This window comes from Undibacterium cyanobacteriorum (genome assembly GCF_031326225.1).
GTDB classification, from domain to species: domain Bacteria; phylum Pseudomonadota; class Gammaproteobacteria; order Burkholderiales; family Burkholderiaceae_D; genus Undibacterium; species Undibacterium cyanobacteriorum.
The window spans coordinates 3,220,096-3,237,417 of the sequence record NZ_CP133720.1 but is presented as its reverse complement, the minus strand read 5'-3'; the positions used below and the strand labels follow the sequence as shown (position 1 = coordinate 3,237,417).

Below are 17,322 nucleotides of genomic sequence, written 5' to 3'. Positions count from 1 at the left end.
GCGAAACTGCGTAGACTGAACGCATAATGCAGCGCCGCGACAGTGCCGTAAGCTTACAATTTCTCGGTTGCTACGAAGCCTGGCTTGGATAGCTATCTACGACGAAATTGGGAGAAGCAAGTGAATTGTGTTTTGTATTCTGGGACTAAAAATGCGTCCAGTTGGGCAATGCGTGCGTGGCTCGCTTTGCGTGAGGCAGGAATTGAATTTGAGGAGCGAGTGGTCGACATACGGCGCCCTCAAAGGTTTAAGAATTTAGAGAAAGTCGCGCGATTTTCTCCACCCGGTGCGGTACCTGTTCTAGTGGTCGACCACCAAGTTATTTTCGATTCACTGGCGATTATGGAATTTGCAAATGAGTGCGCAGATGGCGCTCTGCTGCCAAGGGAGATGATGCTGCGGGCCCGAGCTCGTTCCCTAATGGCATGGCAACATAGTGGTTTATCAAATATATGTCCTCGTATTTCTTTCGAAAGCGCCTTCTATCCGGATAAGCGAGAGCTCAGTGAGGCAGAACAAACCCAGGTCAGTTTCTTATTTGGTGTCTGGGAAAATCAGCTACAACAAAGCCAAGGATCTTTTTTGTGTGGAGCGTTGAGTCTCGCTGATTTGAATTTCGTGCCGAGCCTTATTCGCATCCTGCGCCACCATGACAATGTTGAGATGTTTCCGCTGGTGGCAGCTTGGAGTGATCGTCTATTGAGGCGCGAATCTGTGCAGGAATGGATGCGAGAAGCAGAGCGATTACCCCATGTATGGTATGACGATTATCTTTTGCTTTAGCCTAACTGATAAATTAAGGCTGCTGAACGAATGAGGGGTGGATTGGGCATTAAATATAGAGACAGCCAACATTTAAAAAATTGATATGCTTGAGTGAATGCTGATTTCCGCCACCGAGCATTTGCACGGCGACGGAGTTCCTTACCTATCGACTACGCGGACGAATCAGCAAAAGGCGCGTTCTCTTCGAGCCAAATTGTCGGACCTATTACTAAGGTCTAAAAGCCGCTTCGAAACCACTGGTGCCGCCAACCACAGGGAGACTCAGTTGCGATTGACTTAGGTCGATACTGAGTTCGGTGCCCGCCTTAGGCCAGAGGGTGAACTCTCGATCACTTGACATGATCATCAGCGCAAGTCGTTTTCCGGCAGGGATAATGCGATCGTGGGCTTGTAAATCGAAAGTCAATTCCACAAAAGTGCCTGGCGTTAATGGCGTACCTGCTTGCATGGAGTTGTAATTGCCACCTGAACTTCCAACTGTTTTGAGTGCAGCATGATTCTGTGGATCTGCCCATCCGCGCGACACCACACCTTGCATCCCCTCCGAGCCGACTTTTGTTTTGTCGAACGGTAATGTGACTAACCAAACAGATAGATTGGCGGCCGCTTTACTGGAGGCGAGGCGCAATTTGATTTGTGGTGCGCCGGAAAGGTGGAGCGGCTTTTTCAATTCAGCGCTCGCATACAGAAGTCGATGTGGTGAACTGATGCTCTCCGCGAGTTGTCCACCCGTGAAGGCGACATTGTCGGTGAATTTCTCTACGCTGCCTATGCTGTTGGCATTGCTTTGCAGATTTCCTATAGTATTGCCGCCACCACCAAAGTAGAGCGTGATAGGCGCTGCTTCTGGATTAGGAAAATCAGCATAGGCAGTCGGTAATAATCGATCCACCCCTTCGCGTGCGATCAGGGCGCGTTGATCTTTCTCGACACCGTTGTCGACCCCATATAGATAATGCGAAAACCATCGATTTCTTAATTCCAATGGAGCGGCACCGCCGTGTCCACCATGGTGTAGATAGAGTTGGGTCATCACGCCTTTTTTCTTGAGCGCGTAGTACATCCGCAATGAGTGATCTGGGAGTACATTCCAATCGTGTTGGCCGTGGGAGAATAAGGTCGGTGCTTTGTAGCGTGCCATTTTATTGAGCAAGTCACGATCGGCCCAGAATGCATTGTAATCACCGTTGATTCGATCGAAGTTAGCCATGAACAGACCATCACGGTAAGTTGCATTGCAATAGGGACGCAAGGCGGGATCACCACTAAAAATGTAGTCGTAGATTTGATCAATGTCTTCACCGAGGTAACCACCGGGGTGACGCACTAAACCATTGCTTCGGTAGTAGTGATACTCGGAAGAAGTTGGTGCAATGGGAATGACAACTTCCAGTCCATCAACTCCCGTCGTCGCTGCGGAAAGTGGGATAGTGCCGTTATAGGAGGTGCCCGTCATGCCCACCTTGCCAGTGCTCCAATTTGCCTTAACCTCCTCGACACTGGTGCGGCTGGTGTAGCCTTTGGCGCGACCGTTGAGCCAGTCGATGACGGCTTTGGGGGCGTATTCCTCTGGCATGCCACCGGCTGTCGGGCAGCCTTGCGACAATCCCGTGCCGGGCGCTTCCGAGTGCACTACGGCAAATCCACGCGGGACCCAAGTGTCCACTTCATCATTTGAAATGACAGGCCGAACCGGTTGGAAAACGGCGGGTGTATTGAACACCCGCGGTGGTAACGGACCGCCAAGTTCTTGATTGACGTCCCACATGATTTGATTGCTCATGCCGCCACCGTAGTAAGGTGAACTAGCATAGATGACTGCTACTTTGAGGTTTTCGGTATCGGTTTGGCGAGGCCGTGTAACATCAACGTGCATACGATCTTTTTTACCATCGCCGTCGCTGTCGAATTCGGTTTCTACCCATAGTTCTTGTTTAATCCACTGTGTTTTATCCTGAAATCCAGCAACTAGTTGTGCTTGTCCGTCGACAAACACGGGCAGTGTTTTAGGTGGTGTGACCACTACCGGAGTACTGGTGCTGGGGGCACTTGAACCACCGCCGCAAGCCTGTAGCAATACGAGGCTGGTTGCGAGAGTAAAGAGTTTGATGCTTTGGTGCTGAGGCTCACTGTGTTTTCGCATTATTTTGTCTTTCCTGTTTTGAAATTTTTATTGGAAACGCGAGTGTAAGACGAGGCACTGAATATTTGGTGAGGAAATTTGTGCTTAAAAGCGAATAAAAGTTTTTGAGTTGTTTCAGATTTTCTTCGCGGCAAATTTGAGCCAGTTTTCTAAAGAGATTGAAACATCTTCAGCGCTGCAACTTGTTCATCAATTGGGACTGCCAGAACATAATGTGGGCAGCTGTTGAGCTCATGGTCAGTATGCGTAGTTTCTTTAGTCGGCCGGACCGGCAATTTGCATGCTTGGTAAACTGAATCTCAAAATAAGCATCGATCCTGAGTTCGCAAACTCAGCATGGGATCGCTCAGTGCGAGGTGCTCATATCAAAGAGACCTGCAAGCAGATGGAGTTTTTAACGCGATGCATTCGCAATGTCTGCTTCCGAGATCCACAATTCAGGTCGATCTAAGGGCAACATGCTTTGTGGCAGTAGAGGATTTTTGAGCTCAAGGATGCGGCGGCGATGTAATTTGGCCTTTTGCAAAAACGGTCGACAATAGGTTTTGAAAAGCGTATCAAAGCTCCCATCTTGGATTGCTCTTTCCAAACCTCGCTCGATCACCGCGGCGAGTTCACGATTATCAGGTGCTACGAAAAAATACATCGCTGCGGGATAACGTAATACGAAACTTTGTTCGACGGCGATTTTATAATTGGCAAAATTGCTTTGCTCATTCCAAATTTCGATGATGGAGCGAGGGAAATAATCAAAACGCGTTTGTTCTAACATGCTTGGCAGCGCAGAAGCCGTGCCGGTCACGACTTGAAGGCCGTTGTTTTGAAGGATATTGGTATCCGGCCAAAAATAGCCTTGGCCACCGCGCAGTTTGCTCAAGTCTGTCAGCGAAGATAGTTTGTCGAAACTGGCTTGTTCTCCATCACGGATGAAACTAATGCGCCAGCCCATGAGACCCTTGTCGATGGGAATCCGAATTGGTAGCAATTGCTGTTCGCGTTCTTTGCTGGTGATGGTCCACATTACATCGACTTCACCTTGCCCATGCGAGAGCTCTTCGATGACCCGCACTTGTGGTGGTCGATTTTTACTTTGTTTCTGTAGTTGGTAGTTCGATCCACTTTTCTTTAAGGCTAAACGCAGTACATCAGTGGCATATTTGGCGATGGGATCATCAGTGCTTTCGAGGTCGAGCACGCGCACAGCGCGTTGTTGTGTCTCGGCGCCAGAGCTCAGAGCACTGAGTGGCAGCAGACAAGCAAGGAGAACGATCTGTAAAAGCCTCTTCATTTTGTGAATCTGATCTGTTAGTGTGATGTTTTTTGCATCTTGATGCATGTGGTGTTGCCATAATAACGGCAAGCTACGCAAGATCTCAACTGTTTGTCCACTTTTGGAACGGTGAATTGAGACATCTTGTGTGTTCGGTAGTCCCTGAAATTCACTTGCTTACACAATAAAGAGAATAACTATGTTTGAATCCAATGCTTCTCATTCAGTTTCTAGCGCTGCTCAAGCGTCGTTGGAGTCATCACTTCCTGCCTTGCGTTTGACGAATTTATGCAAGACCTTCGATAGGCCGGCGGTTGATCATCTCGATTTACACATCAAACGCGGCGAATTTTATGCACTGCTTGGGCCGAACGGTGCTGGCAAGTCAACCACCTTACGCATGATCGCAGGTTTGCTATTACCGGACCAAGGCACTGTAGAAATACTCGGCGTCGATTTGGCGAAGGATCCAGCCGGTGCGAAGAGCAAGTTAGCGTATTTACCCGACGACCCAATGCTGTACAACAAACTAAAGCCCTTCGAATATTTGGAATTTGTTGCGGGCTTGTGGGGCATAGAGCCGCACCTGGCCCAACAGCGGGCGCTTCATTTGTTGGAATGGCTTGACCTTCTAAAGCACGCGCATGAATTGACCGAGGGCTTCTCGCGGGGGATGAAGCAAAAGCTGGCCTTAGCGGGCGCCTTGATTCATGAACCTGATTTGATTATTTTGGACGAGCCTTTAACGGGCCTCGATGTGGCTGCAGGTCGGCAGGTCAAAGATCTCTTGCTCGAACATGTGAAGCGTGGCGGCACGGTGATTCTAACCACGCATATTTTGGACGTAGCAGAACGTCTTGCAGAGCGTATCGGCATTATTCAAAACGGCAAATTACTGGTTGAGGGTAGCTTGGCGGAGTTGCGCGAACAAAGCCAACATGGCTCTAAAACTTTGGAAGATCTTTTCCTAGAGTTGACCGGGAGTGCAGTATGAAGCTTGAAGTTGCTGAAAGCAATGACGCTACTGAGATCCACTACGGGAAAACGTTGAAGGCTTCGTCCATCTTCAAGGTCGGAAGTTTTTTGTGGCTCTTGCGTCATGAACTGCGTCTCTATTTCTATGAAAAGAGCACAAAAGATGATGGTAAAAAGAAGCACAATAGACGAGGACTTGGGGCCGCTTCTATTATCGGAATTATTCTAATTCAGATACTTCTTCACCTCGCAGCATGGGGCTTGCTGCGTTTGATTCCCGCCGATACAGGCAAATTTTCACCCAAAGTGACGATCATTTTGGGACTCATCTTGTATGGCGTATTTACCTTGCTGCTGTCGACATCTCTCAGTAAAAGTGTGGCCGCGTTGTTTGAGCGTGGGGATCTAGATCTGCTGTTATCCTCACCGATTCCTTCCAAGACCATCTTCCAAGTGCGCGTTGCAGGGATCGCTGCAGGCGTTTCCTTAGTATTTCTTTTTTTCTTCGCACCCTTCGCCCACCTCGGACTGATTCTCGGGCAGTTTCACTGGTTCGCGATTTATCCGACGCTCATTTCCTTGGCTGTGATCAGTGCGTCATTAGCGATGACGATGACTTTGAATTTGGTGCGCTGGCTTGGGGTTCGAAAAACACGCGTTGTGGCACAGTTGCTGAGTGCATTTGTTGGAGCGGTCTTTTTCTTGCTTTCACAGATGTGGGGCAATCTTGGGAAATCGGTACGCGACGGCGTTGCTAGTAAGCTTTTGCCTTTGTTCGAAGATGGTCAGATGTTAGCGGCAGATAGTTTGTTGTGGGTGCCAGGTCAAGCGCTCTTGGGCTCTACAGCCGCCTTGCTCATACTGTGCGGACTTGCTGTGATGAGTTTTATGTTGGTATCGCAACGTTTGCATCGATTCTTTGTCATCGGCGTCCAACAAAGTACGGCTGCAGCGCGTCCGAAAGTCAGCGTACAAGTACAAACAGCGATCACGCGAAAACCATTCGCACGCGGTTTGACATGGAATGTCGTACTCAAAGAATGGCGCTTAATCGCACGTGATCCGCAATTGATTTCGCAAATTGGTTTGCAGATTTTGTATATGCTGCCGCTATTTTTTGTGATCTTCCGTAAAGGCATGTTGGCACCTAGTGCGGCGGCCGGTATGACTGTGCTGTCAGCCTTGTTGGCTTCATCATTAATCTGGGTCATGATTTCTGGCGAGCAAGCGACTGATCTGTTGCGCATTTCGCCAGCGCCACAAAGCCATATTCGGCGCGCCAAAGTCCTTGCCGCGAGCAGTCCTGCTTTGTTGTTGATCCTCGGGCCTTTGCTGTATTTGGCAACAACAGATTGGCTGGTCGCACTGTTGACCTTACTAGGCAGTATCGCTGCCATGCACAATATCGCGCTGATTAACTTGTGGATGGCTCGCCCAGCCGACCGTAGTGATTTTCAACGTCGCGCCAATGGCAGTGTTGGCTTAACTTTGCTGGAAAAGATCAATAGCTTTGCTTGGGCTGGTTCGGTCTATTTGGCGGCTACGCTCGGATGGTGGGCCTTGGTTTCGGTGGCAGTCGCTCTACTGAGTTTACTGCTTGCTTGGGTATTCAAAATCGAACACTAGTTTTATTTTGAACTGAAAGCAGAAACGCCTGTGATTCAAACACAGGCGTTTTTTTTCATTCTACGGTGCAAATTGCGCAGTTTGTCTCAATTTCAATCCGCCCATCTTATGCTTGTTTTATTCTTGCGCCATGTTCGATACAGAACTGAACCCGTCATTCAATAAAAGGAGGAGAGATCATGAAACACACATTGATACGCACAGCACTTGTCGCCTTGATGGTTCCTGTAGCTTTGAGCATCGCTTGTAGTGCAGTGGCGCAGACGAAGTTTGAGCCTAACAAATTAAAAGGTCCGAAGCAGGGACCAATGAATCAAGTTTTTGTGCTGGGAACACCGCATCTCTCAGAATTTTCGAAAGATTTCTCCGCCAGTCATTTGCGCTTAGTCGTGGAGAAAATGGAGGCGTGGAAACCTGAAATCATCGCCATCGAAAAAATCTCTGGTGTGCAGTGTGACCATATGAAACGCTATCAGTTCCGTTATGCCGATACCGTTAAATCATATTGCCCAGATACCAGCGATGCGCAGCGTGCAACAGGCTTGGATGTGCCCGCTGCGACCGCTGAAATCGAGAAACAATTACCCAATTTATCCAAGGAGGCTAGCGCAGCACAACGACGTCATCTCGCTGCCTTGTTCTTAGCGGCAGGCGAAGGACCTTCCGCACTGGTGCAATGGCTGAAGTTAGCTGAGAGTGAGCGACGCGTCGGCGATGGCATCGATGACGCACTGATGCAGCGATTGGAAAAAATGAAGACCTCCATGAACGAGAATATTCAAATCGCCGTTCCACTTGCAGTACGTCTTGGCCTCGAAAGAATCTATTCGGTCGATGATCATACCGCTGATTCAGGACCCAGTAGCGCCGAAGACGAGAAGGGTGCAAACGAAGCGATTTCCAAGGCCTGGAATAATACTGTGGGCGCCAAGCGTCGCATCGTGCAGGACAAGCTAGAGAAACTCACGCATAGCCCTGAGGAAGTGCTGCAGATGTACAGAGGTTATAACAGCACGTCTTTGTATCCTTTGATTTTTGGTTCTGATTTTGGTGCAGCGATGAATGAAGGCTCATCCAAACACTATGGTCGCCAATATCTCGGTTATTGGGAAACACGTAATTTGCGTATGGTGTCGAATATTCGCGATGTGATGGGGATGGCCCCAGGCAAACGTACTCTAGCGATCGTCGGTGTTTCGCATAAGCCTTACTATGAAGCTTATTTGGATATGATGCACGACGTCAAAGTCCATGTGGGTGATACTTTGTTGAAATAGATAGCGGCGCTCTACAGAGGGGCTGATTAATTTATAAGCAACATAAGCGGTCAGCGATTTCCATCGGTGGCCGCTTTTATATTTTGATTCGATTTATGTCTAGGCGACTCTGGCAAAAAGCTTAGTTATAAATCTAAAATGGCTGTTGCCGCACCAATTGCGTGAATTGCTCAATACACAGTTTCTGAATTTCGTGACGAGTTTTTCCCGTTTCGTACGTTTAGCGCTTTCTTCGAACACTGAAAGACGTAGACTGTTGCCATGTTAGAGCTTTGCACAGGGGGCCGAACGGGATGCCAACAAAGCGGTTTTTCGAATCAAATGAACCCGAATGGTGGAGTGAAAAATGAAATTGACAAAAGTATTACTGGCATCGAGCTTGGTCTTGTTGAGTGGCTCGGCCTTGGCCGAACAGCCTTATGGTGACTGGTTGGGGACCTTGATGGGGTCTCTGCGCATTCGTGTGCAAATCAATAAAGCGGACGATGGTAAGTCACAAGTGAAATTGATCAGTATCGATCAAGGTAATGCAGTCTTGATGGCGGACAGCATGACGCTGGAAGATAACAAGATGGAGTTTGCGATCAGTGGTCTTGGTGCGAGTTACAAGGCGAGCTGGGATCAAGCAGCGCAGCAATGGCGTGGAGAATGGTCTCAAGCAGGGCAAACGATGAAGCTTGACTTGGCAGCACAAAAAGGCGAAGCACCCGTGCCTATGAAAAAGAATCGTCCACAAGTCGAAGCCATCAAAAATGCGAAGCCGACCTATAGTGAAACGGAGATTCAATTCTTGGGGTTGGATAACAGTACCAGCTTCGCTGGCACCATGTGCGTTCCGACTGGCAAAGGCCCATTTCCAGGTGCGGTTTTAGTGCATGGTTCTGGACCGAATAACCGCAAGGAAGAATTGTTTGGTCACGAAATTTTTACGGTGATCGCCGATCATCTGTGCAAAAAAGGTGTGGCAGTCTTACGTTATGACAAACGCGGTGTGGGTGCTTCGAAAGGTGCTTACAAAACGGCGACGACTTATGACTTCGCCGATGATGCACAGGCAGCGCTGCAATACATGAGTAAATTGCCGCAGGTTGACGGTAAACGAGTTGGCCTGATTGGACACTCAGAGGGTGGTTTGATCGCTCCTATCGTTGCGAGCCGCGACAAACAAACTGCTTTCATTGTGCTGCTGGGCGGCCCAGGTATTGCGATCGATCAGTTGATGGTGGAACAGGTGCGCGATGGCGAAAAGTTAGAAGGCAAGGCCGCACAAGCAGAACAGGCAGCGGCAAAATCTAGAAAATTGTATGACCTCATGTTGGCTGAAAAAGATGTCGATGCCTTGCGCACGAAAATGCGAGACCTGTTGACCAGTGGTGGCAACATGAAAGAGAACGAAATTCAAGCGGAAATCAAAATGATGACTTCGCCATGGTTCTTGACTTTCATTCGTATGCAGCCGCAAGATAATTTGGCGAAAGTGACACAACCAACTTTAGCTTTGAACGGTGAACTCGATTTCCAAGTTAACGCGAAGAGCAATTTGGTTGGGATTCGTCACGCAATGAAGGCGAATAAAAATCTCACTGCGATCGAATTACCGAAACTGAATCACTTATTCCAAACCAGTACCACAGGCGCGTTTTCTGAATACGATAAGATCGAAGAAAGCGTGTCACCTTTGGCTCTGAATACGATGTCTGATTGGTTGGTGAAACAATTGAAGATCAGTAAAAAATAATCGCTCTTCATCTCAATCAAGAAAGCGCAGCTTACGAATATTGTGAGCTGCGCTTTTTGTTTGTCTTTTTTTGCTGCATCGCAACCATAAAAGCATGCAGCTGCCTGAATTTTTTTGTTCGCGAGGCAGCTTTATTCGACGACAATGGAACTTCTTTCATTACTCTTGTTCCAATCGCTGCACGACGACATCCTAAATCTCTGAAGCCACTTTCTTGGGATGTCTCACCAAATCATGCATGAACACCTGCATCACACTATTTCACTCACATTGATCGTGGAGATCTATATGCAAAAGAAGTTTCCTTTAGCGGGCTTGAGTTTCTTTTTAGCCAGTGCTGGACTGTTATCGAGTTCCTTGAATGTTGCTGCCGCTACCGATGATCTTATCGGGCAAGCAAAAACTGAGACCACTGCGGTTGCGTTAAAAGACCCTAAGGCGGGCAAGGATAACAGCGCACCGGCCAAGGCAGTCGACATTATCGATATGGCGGCGTGGCAATCTGTCACCACCGTAGCGATATCTCCCAATGGTAAGTGGGTCGCTTGGCGTTTGGCGGCAGCCGATGGCGACTCTAGCGTGGTGGTCAAATCGGTGGAAGGGAAAGAAGAATACAAATTCGCGGACGGGCAGGGTAATGGCGCGATTGAATTCTCGGCCGATGGGCAATGGATGGCCTTCACCAGTTTCATGACCAAAAAGGATCAAGACGCAGCCAAGAAAGCCAAGAAACCAACGCCGACCAAACTGAGCTTGGTGGATCTCAAAACAGGTAAGGCGACCGTACTCGATAAAGTGAAGAAATTCGCTTTCCCGAAAGAGGGCGGCCAATGGATCGCGATGCATAAGGACGCTGCTGAAGGTGCCGCATCTGCAGCGCCAGCAACACCGGCGCCAACTGGAGGCGCGGCGGGGGCGAGTGCTACACCAAGCCGTCCGAAAGGCAGCGATTTGATTTTGCGGAACTTAGCTTCTGGCAGCTCTCAAAATATCGGTAACGTGGCGGAATTTGGTTTCGACAAACAAGGCCGATTCCTTGCCTACACCATCGATGCCAACGATAAGTCCGGTAACGGTCTGATGTTGATGACCCTCAGCACCGGCGTGTCGAAAGTACTCGATGACGGCGAAGCCAATTACGAAAAATTGATGTGGACCGACAAGGGTGATGGCATCACGGTGCTCAAAGGTGTTGAAGACAAAGCCTACCAAGATAAATTGTGGAGTGCACTGGGCTTCCGCTGGGAATCCAATGAATTCCAAAAAACAGTGATTGAACCGAGCAAGTTAAAAGACTTCCCGACCGATATGACGATCTCAAGCGACGCACTGCCACGTTGGAGTCGTGACTTCGCGTGGATTTCTTTTGGCATCAAGGACGTCAAGAAGAAGCCAAAAGACGAGAAGAAAGATCCTGAGGCAGACGACAAAGCGAATTTAGTCCTGTGGCATCATCAAGATAAACGCTTGCCGACCCAGCAAAAAGTACAGCAAGAGATCGACAAAAAACGTTCTTCTGCAGCGATCTATCGTGTCACTGAAAATAAATTCATTCGTCTCGGTGACGACAATCTTACCCAAGTTTCACTGCCTTTGGCGGGCGAGTGGGCGCTTGGACAAGACGATAGCCAATACCAACGTCAGGCGAGCATGGATGGCCGTCGTTATGCCGATGTTTATGCCTTGAATTTGAAGACCGGCGAACGTCGTCTGTTGCAAAAGCAAGCGCGTTGGAGTTTTGGCATGTCGCAAGATGGTCGTTACTATCTGCACTATAACGATGGACATTTCTTTAGCACTGAATTGAGCAGCGGTAAGACACATAATCTGACGGCGGCTCTGTCGACCAGTTTCATCGACACCGAAGATGACCACAACGTCGACAAACCACCAGTGCAACCGTTTGGCTGGAGCAGCGATAGCAAATCCGTTTTGTTGAGCGATGGATGGGACATCTGGAAAGTGCCGGCTGACGGTAGCAAAGCGGTGATGCTAACGCAGGACGGAAAACGCGAGCAAGTACGTTATCAGCGTCGCTACACGCTTGACCCAAATGAGCGCGGTATCGATTTGAGTAAGCCTCAGTATTTCAGTGCGTATGGAGAATGGAATAAGAAGGCTGGCTTCTTGCGCGTGGATCCGAACGGTAACGCGAAGCGCTTGGCCTTTGAGGACGTTAACTATCGCCGTTTGCTGAAAGCGGAAAAAGCGGACGTCTTTGTATGGTCAAAAGAAACGGCGACCATAGCACCTGATGTGTATGTCGGCGACAATCAAATCGCCTCGGGGCGCAAGTTAACCGACCTCACAGAACAAGAGAAAAAATTTACGCTGGGTTCTGGTGCGCGTTTGATTGATTACGTCGGTACCGATGGTAAGAAGTTGCAAGCAGCCTTGTTCTTGCCGGCGAACTATCAAGCTGGTAAGGCCTACCCAACGGTGGTGTACATCTATGAGAAATTGAGCCAAACCTTGCATTCTTATGTGGCTCCTGGTCTGTCGGGTAATGGTTTCAACCGCAGCCTGTACACCAGCAATGGGTATGCGGTTTTGATGCCGGATATTACATACCGTTTGAATGATCCTGGCATGAGTGCCAAAGAGAGTGTACTGCCCGCTCTACAAGCCGCGATCAATACCGGCATCGTCGATGGAAAACGAGTGGGCCTGCAGGGGCATAGCTGGGGTGGCTATCAAACCTCTTTCTTGATTACGCAAACCAATGCTTTCAAAGCTGCGGCAGCCGGCGCAGCCTTGACCAATATGATCAGTATGTACAGCTTGGTTTACAAAAACTCTGGTGGAACGAATCAAGCTATTTTTGAAAGCAGCCAAGGTCGTTTCCTCGGTGCGTATAACGATAACTGGGAAGCCTATGTCAGAAATAGCCCAGTGTTCTTCGCTAAAAACGTCAGCACACCGTTATTGATGCTGCAAAACGATGCAGATGGGGCGGTCGACTATACGCAAGGCGTTGAGTACTTCAATACGCTGCGTCGTGCTGGTAAAGACGTCATCATGCTGGAGTATCCTGGTGAGAATCATGGTCTGGCGAAGAAGCCAAATCAGAAGGACTACATGCAAAGGATGAAGGAGTTTTTTGATTTCCATTTGAAGGATACGGTTGCGCCTGAATGGATGCGTAACGGCGTTTCATGGTTGAAGATGGATGAGCATCTGAAAGAACGTGCTGCGATGTTGGCGCCGGTGGCGAAGTCTCAGAAAGACGATAAAGACGAAAAAACAGATAAATCTTCAGCGGCTGAAAAGGCCGATAAATCTGACAAAGCACAAAAGACGGAGACGAAGTAAGGATGGATCTATTTGCTACTTGTTTCTGAGTTGAGGCTATGAAGCTTAGGCTTCTCAACTGAAATACAAGAGGTAGATTGATGTAGTCCGCACGCCGCGCGATGGTATCGACGACGCACCTCAAATGAGGTGCGTTTTTTTTTGCTCAGAAATCAGTGTAATCAATGCGAAAGGAAGGTTTGAGAAAGTTTTGAGAAAGTTTTGAGAAAGTTTTGAGAAAGGATTGAGAAAGTTTTGAGAAAGGATTGAGAAAGTTTTGAGAAAGGATTGAGAAAGTTTTGAGAAAGGATTGAGAAAGGATTGAGAAAGATAAGGTAAGGTCACGAAACAATCGATCGGAAAATTTTAGTCGGTAGCGATCCTTGATATGAGTGTCGAACAGCCCATCATGGCATAGCTTTTGCTCGTTTTTGAGATCAGCTGCACGACAGAGAATGACTCAGCGAGTATGAGCGTAAAAATCGTTGACTTGCTTAAAATTTACATGTTTTTGACATGTATCTGCCCCGAGCTTGACATGTCATTTCTCTCGCTGCAATTGAGGACGAAACAAAAATTACAGAAGCGAATGCGCTATATATGGGTGGTGTATGAGTTCATAGTATGAGTTCATAACATGAGTATTGACGCAAAGTTGTGAAGAGGATAAGCGAATGGGGATATTCGATGGTAGTTGGGCTAATCGATTTGGTGCAGTGTTGCGGTTGAAGTCACACGGCAACTTTATTTTTGGTAGTTATCAAAGCGCTGGCGATCAGCCCCAAAAATATCACATATGCGGTTATGGCGAGCCATCCGCGAGCGAAGAGGGCATCGGCTTGGGCATTGTCCTCAGTATGTTATGGCGTCCGATTGAACGTCAGAAAAAAGATGAGTCCTCGCATTGGGTCTCAGGTTTTGCGGGACAACTATTCTTGGATGAGGAGACGCTGTCGCAGCTTGTTTTGAATCACGCCGTGTATGTCACCGAAGCGAGTGCAGAGGTGATTTGCACTGGTTCGTATGTCGATAAAGATTGTTATATCCGATCCGACATCGGCGGTGCCACGCTTGCCACGATTGGTAGCTTCCGTGTTTCAGATCATGCTAGCCCCATCAATGGCGTGTGGTATTGCCAAATGCCACAATATGATTTGACACTGGAACTGCAATTAAAAGACGGCATATCAGGTTGGCTAGATGGCTACCTGTCTCATAAGGGCGTCAAGTATGTCATGCAGGGTTTTACCGATAATCAAACCGACGATGAAATTGAGCGACCGCTCAAGCAAGGCTTAAGTGTCTGTGCATCCATCAATGACGGGAGTTTGATTGTGCTCAATGGCTATTTCGATAGTGAAACGGATCAATTAGTCTTGTTTGAACAGGTCACTCAGGCGACCTCACTTTCCATGAATGCCATGCAAGCTCGATCTCAAACCTGCTACTTTGGGCGCTCGCGTCGCGAGCAAGATTGAAGCAAAGGTGGGCGAGATGCAAAGCATGCTTTCATTCCGACGCCTCTCTAATCGCAATTTCAACATAAAGAGAAGTTTGGCGTAAACTGACCGGATAATGTCATTTCTGCCGCTGTTAGTGTTGGCCGATTAAACTCATACTGTGCATGTTTTTACTAACTGAGGAGTTCAACATGCACGCTGAAATTAACCCTGTGACGATTTTTCCTGCTGCGTCCAGTCAACAAGCCATTGCACACTTTGAAGCAAGTCTCGCATTCGAAACTGATTGCTGGGATGTGAATTTTGCTCTTGGCTTGCCGCAATCTGATTTTGTCTTGCTTGATGTGCGTAGTGCAGAAGCCTATGACAAGGGTCATGTCCCTGGCGCGATTCATCTACCGCGCGGCAAGATCATCGCCTCCAAATTAGCGGCCTATCCAGCTAACACTTTGTTTGTCACGTATTGCGCCGGTCCGCATTGCAATGGCGCGACCAAGGCTGCGATTGCCTTGGCGAAATTGGGGCGTCCTGTGAAAATCATGATTGGCGGCGTCACAGGCTGGTTGGATGAAGGTTTTAGTTTGAGTACCGAGCCCCAAACTCTGGCGAGCCTTGCGTCGTGAATTTCTATGATCAGCGCTTTATCGTTAGACGAGCGGAAACCAGCGATGCGACAGAATTACTCGGTTTAATGCACGAGCTCGCCGACTTCGAAAAATATCGTGAGCACTTTCTTGTCACCGAAACGGACTTAGTGCGAATGGGGCTAGGTGATGGCGCCAGTGATTTTGTCGCCTATCTGTGTTGCACCGAGGAGGGAAAAATCGAGGCGTATGCGGTCATCGTTGAGATCAAGTTCACCTTCGACTTACGGCCCAATTGGTATTTGAAGGAATTCTTTGTGCGTCCAGAGGCGCGTCGACAGGGTGTTGGTGCGCACTTATTCGAAGCATTAAAAGCGCAGGCGCGGGCGAGTGGTGTGGGACGTTTGAAGTGGGATGTTTTGCCAGACACCCGTTCGGCGCAGGCGTTTTATCGTCATCATCAAGGCGAGCTTGAAACGGCATGGCAAGCGTGGATTTTACGCTTCTGAAATCAAACTTGTGCGCGCTTGTAAACCAAGAGCAGATGAAGCGTGTGAAACAAAAAGTGGAAATGGATTTGAGCCATTTCCCCTTTTTCTGTTTTGATCCAAGTGCTCGATAACTATTGGATAGCTGTTGGGTCTTACTTCATCTCATCTTGTTTGATCTCTGTGATGACTTTCATGCTGCGGTAATCGGAGATACGCGGATCAAAGATATCTTTGTTTTCGAACTTAAAGCCAAACGACTTACCGACGTAGGATTGGTAGGTGGCGGAGATGTCGAGACTGGAAGTGACACGGGTAATCCATGCTAGACGATGCAATACATTGCTGCTGTCTTTGACAACAAAGGTCACAAACGGTGAATTTTCGATTTTGGTGACCGTGCCGACGACTGCCGATTCGCGTGCTTCAGAATTTTCTTTTTGCGCTTCTTTGCTGAGACGAATCAGTTGATCCGGACAGACGCTCGCCATTCTGGTGCCGAGACGAACGCCGATGTCGCGACCATCGCGAATCGGATTGTTCACATCCAGATTAAATTCTTTCTTGAACTTGGCTTTGTCATCCTCGCTGAAGGATTTCAACAAGCAGAGACCCAGTTGCATATTTTTGACTTCACGGGTTTCGCTATCAGGGACTTTTTGGATGCACTCGCAGCTCCGTGAAGTCACTCCATCCATGTAGTTTTGGGCAAATGCACCTGCACTAGCAAACAAAATCGACAAACCGAACAAACATTGCTTAATCATGAGCGAATCCTTAGAAGTAATGAAGGCTTAGCAGTATCGCACGATTGGTATAAAAATTGGCGATTTAAGGCGGGTTCTGGGTGCCAATCAAGACAGCAACACCGTGCTAATAGAGGTGAGGCAGAAAGAATGACGAAGAGAAAAACGAAGGGAAATACGAGGAGAAAAACCTCGCTCGTCAGTTTGGAAGATAACCAGCCAGTATGAGTGTGCCGCAAGTGAAGGCGCCGACGAGGCCCCAACGAGTGAAAGATGCACCTTTCCATTTCGCCAGGGCCCCAAATAAGAGGGCCGCGGCACCAATTTTGAGCCACATGCGCCGCTCGCGCTGATTCTGCTCGGCTTCCTGACTTGGGCTAAGACTTGGTGCTTCTTGGGTGCGGTCTTTCTTTTGACTTCTGCTGCGTCCTGCTTCAAGTAGTTTCTGTTGGGCTGCGATTTTTTTCATAGCCTGCATATGTGACTTGCTTTCGGAAACGTCGGCCATGTCGAGCATTTCCTGACTATCTTTTTCACACTCTTTACCCGCTTGGGAATCCCTGGCTTTGATTTCTTGGCAGCTGGCTTCCTTTGGAAAATTGCGAAGGTCTTCTTTGATTTCTTCATCGCTTTGCGCAAAGCCAGCAATGCTTGAACATAGGCAAACGAGTAATAAGAAAATTTGTGTGAGGGTCTTGTGTGTCATTGGTAGTGTGGCGTCATTGCTTGCCAAGCTTGGCTGAGGCTAACTTTTTACTCTTAATTTTATGCCAGTTGTTGTGGTGGTTAGATTATCTCCGAACCTAGTGCTTGTGGATTGCATTCATCGAATTAGCGTGACCGTTCGTCAGTTGTGCTTTGTTTCTTATGTGCACTTATCCCATACTCGCCTTCACTTTTTCTGGATTCATCGTGCATTTTTTTCTGCGCTTTTTCCC

General features: G+C 48.3%; 13 protein-coding genes and 1 pseudogene. 10 read left to right on the top strand and 4 right to left on the bottom strand.

The features are described from left to right. Window positions 1–168: 168 nt before the first annotated feature. Together RF679_RS18930 and RF679_RS13590 are read left to right on the top strand one after the other, a co-directional pair. Window positions 169–300: pseudogene (locus RF679_RS18930) on the top strand (thioredoxin domain-containing protein); the annotation flags it as partial. Window positions 301–342: 42 nt separating this feature from the next. Then, window positions 343–783: a glutathione S-transferase family protein gene (locus tag RF679_RS13590; protein WP_373921781.1), complete on the top strand. Its 441-nt coding sequence runs from the start codon at window positions 343–345 to the stop codon at window positions 781–783. A gap of 211 nt (window positions 784–994) precedes the next feature. Here the strand turns inward: RF679_RS13590 and RF679_RS13585 are convergent, their stop codons facing one another. Beyond that, on the bottom strand, window positions 995–2,929 hold the full coding sequence (locus tag RF679_RS13585) for a Xaa-Pro dipeptidyl-peptidase (RefSeq protein ID WP_309481172.1): 1,935 nt from the start codon (window positions 2,927–2,929) through the stop codon (window positions 995–997). Between the two features lie 394 nt (window positions 2,930–3,323). After that, on the bottom strand, window positions 3,324–4,217 hold the full coding sequence (locus RF679_RS13580) for a hypothetical protein (RefSeq protein ID WP_309481171.1): 894 nt from the start codon (window positions 4,215–4,217) through the stop codon (window positions 3,324–3,326). Window positions 4,218–4,398: 181 nt separating this feature from the next. Here RF679_RS13580 and RF679_RS13575 point away from each other — a divergent pair, with 181 nt between their 5' ends. The 8 genes from RF679_RS13575 to RF679_RS13540 all read left to right on the top strand — a co-directional run bounded on the left by RF679_RS13575 (window position 4,399) and on the right by RF679_RS13540 (window position 15,659). Then, the gene (locus tag RF679_RS13575; RefSeq protein ID WP_309481170.1) at window positions 4,399–5,193 is read left to right on the top strand and encodes an ABC transporter ATP-binding protein; all 795 of its coding nucleotides are present in this window, start codon (window positions 4,399–4,401) and stop codon (window positions 5,191–5,193) included. Then, window positions 5,190–6,800, top strand: a complete 1,611-nt coding sequence (locus tag RF679_RS13570) for a putative ABC transporter permease subunit (RefSeq protein ID WP_309481169.1) — start codon at window positions 5,190–5,192, stop codon at window positions 6,798–6,800. Before RF679_RS13575 ends, RF679_RS13570 begins: the two co-directional genes overlap by 4 nt. Window positions 6,801–6,979: 179 nt before the next feature. Beyond that, complete coding sequence (locus tag RF679_RS13565; RefSeq protein WP_309481168.1) at window positions 6,980–8,077, top strand: DUF5694 domain-containing protein; 1,098 nt, start codon at window positions 6,980–6,982, stop codon at window positions 8,075–8,077. A gap of 346 nt (window positions 8,078–8,423) precedes the next feature. Then, the gene (locus RF679_RS13560; protein ID WP_309481167.1) at window positions 8,424–9,815 is read left to right on the top strand and encodes an alpha/beta hydrolase family protein; all 1,392 of its coding nucleotides are present in this window, start codon (window positions 8,424–8,426) and stop codon (window positions 9,813–9,815) included. Between the two features lie 288 nt (window positions 9,816–10,103). Then, complete coding sequence (locus RF679_RS13555; protein WP_309481166.1) at window positions 10,104–13,127, top strand: S9 family peptidase; 3,024 nt, start codon at window positions 10,104–10,106, stop codon at window positions 13,125–13,127. 653 nt (window positions 13,128–13,780) lie between these two features. Further along, window positions 13,781–14,584 carry a hypothetical protein gene (locus RF679_RS13550; protein ID WP_309481165.1) on the top strand — a complete coding sequence of 268 codons (804 nt, stop codon included), beginning with the start codon at window positions 13,781–13,783 and terminating at the stop codon, window positions 14,582–14,584. Window positions 14,585–14,757: 173 nt separating this feature from the next. Then, window positions 14,758–15,189 (top strand): rhodanese-like domain-containing protein, encoded by a 432-nt coding sequence (locus RF679_RS13545; protein ID WP_373921688.1) that lies wholly within the window; start codon window positions 14,758–14,760, stop codon window positions 15,187–15,189. Beyond that, on the top strand, window positions 15,186–15,659 hold the full coding sequence (locus tag RF679_RS13540; RefSeq protein WP_309481164.1) for a GNAT family N-acetyltransferase: 474 nt from the start codon (window positions 15,186–15,188) through the stop codon (window positions 15,657–15,659). Before RF679_RS13545 ends, RF679_RS13540 begins: the two co-directional genes overlap by 4 nt. Window positions 15,660–15,793: 134 nt before the next feature. On the opposite strand, the gene RF679_RS13535 is transcribed toward RF679_RS13540, so the two are convergent. Both RF679_RS13535 and RF679_RS13530 read right to left on the bottom strand, forming a co-directional pair. Further along, window positions 15,794–16,405 (bottom strand): hypothetical protein, encoded by a 612-nt coding sequence (locus RF679_RS13535; protein WP_309481163.1) that lies wholly within the window; start codon window positions 16,403–16,405, stop codon window positions 15,794–15,796. Window positions 16,406–16,583: 178 nt separating this feature from the next. Continuing rightward, the gene (locus tag RF679_RS13530; protein WP_309481162.1) at window positions 16,584–17,090 is read right to left on the bottom strand and encodes a hypothetical protein; all 507 of its coding nucleotides are present in this window, start codon (window positions 17,088–17,090) and stop codon (window positions 16,584–16,586) included. Window positions 17,091–17,322: the final 232 nt, after the last annotated feature.

Coding starts and splice junctions, on each gene's coding strand:
- RF679_RS13590 (WP_373921781.1), top strand. CDS start 343: ATGGAATTTGCAAATGAGTGCGCAGATGGCGCTCTGCTGCCAAGGGAG.
- RF679_RS13585 (WP_309481172.1), bottom strand. CDS start 2,929: ATGCGAAAACACAGTGAGCCTCAGCACCAAAGCATCAAACTCTTTACT.
- RF679_RS13580 (WP_309481171.1), bottom strand. CDS start 4,217: ATGAAGAGGCTTTTACAGATCGTTCTCCTTGCTTGTCTGCTGCCACTC.
- RF679_RS13575 (WP_309481170.1), top strand. CDS start 4,399: ATGTTTGAATCCAATGCTTCTCATTCAGTTTCTAGCGCTGCTCAAGCG.
- RF679_RS13570 (WP_309481169.1), top strand. CDS start 5,190: ATGAAGCTTGAAGTTGCTGAAAGCAATGACGCTACTGAGATCCACTAC.
- RF679_RS13565 (WP_309481168.1), top strand. CDS start 6,980: ATGAAACACACATTGATACGCACAGCACTTGTCGCCTTGATGGTTCCT.
- RF679_RS13560 (WP_309481167.1), top strand. CDS start 8,424: ATGAAATTGACAAAAGTATTACTGGCATCGAGCTTGGTCTTGTTGAGT.
- RF679_RS13555 (WP_309481166.1), top strand. CDS start 10,104: ATGCAAAAGAAGTTTCCTTTAGCGGGCTTGAGTTTCTTTTTAGCCAGT.
- RF679_RS13550 (WP_309481165.1), top strand. CDS start 13,781: ATGGGGATATTCGATGGTAGTTGGGCTAATCGATTTGGTGCAGTGTTG.
- RF679_RS13545 (WP_373921688.1), top strand. CDS start 14,758: ATGCACGCTGAAATTAACCCTGTGACGATTTTTCCTGCTGCGTCCAGT.
- RF679_RS13535 (WP_309481163.1), bottom strand. CDS start 16,405: ATGATTAAGCAATGTTTGTTCGGTTTGTCGATTTTGTTTGCTAGTGCA.
- RF679_RS13530 (WP_309481162.1), bottom strand. CDS start 17,090: ATGACACACAAGACCCTCACACAAATTTTCTTATTACTCGTTTGCCTA.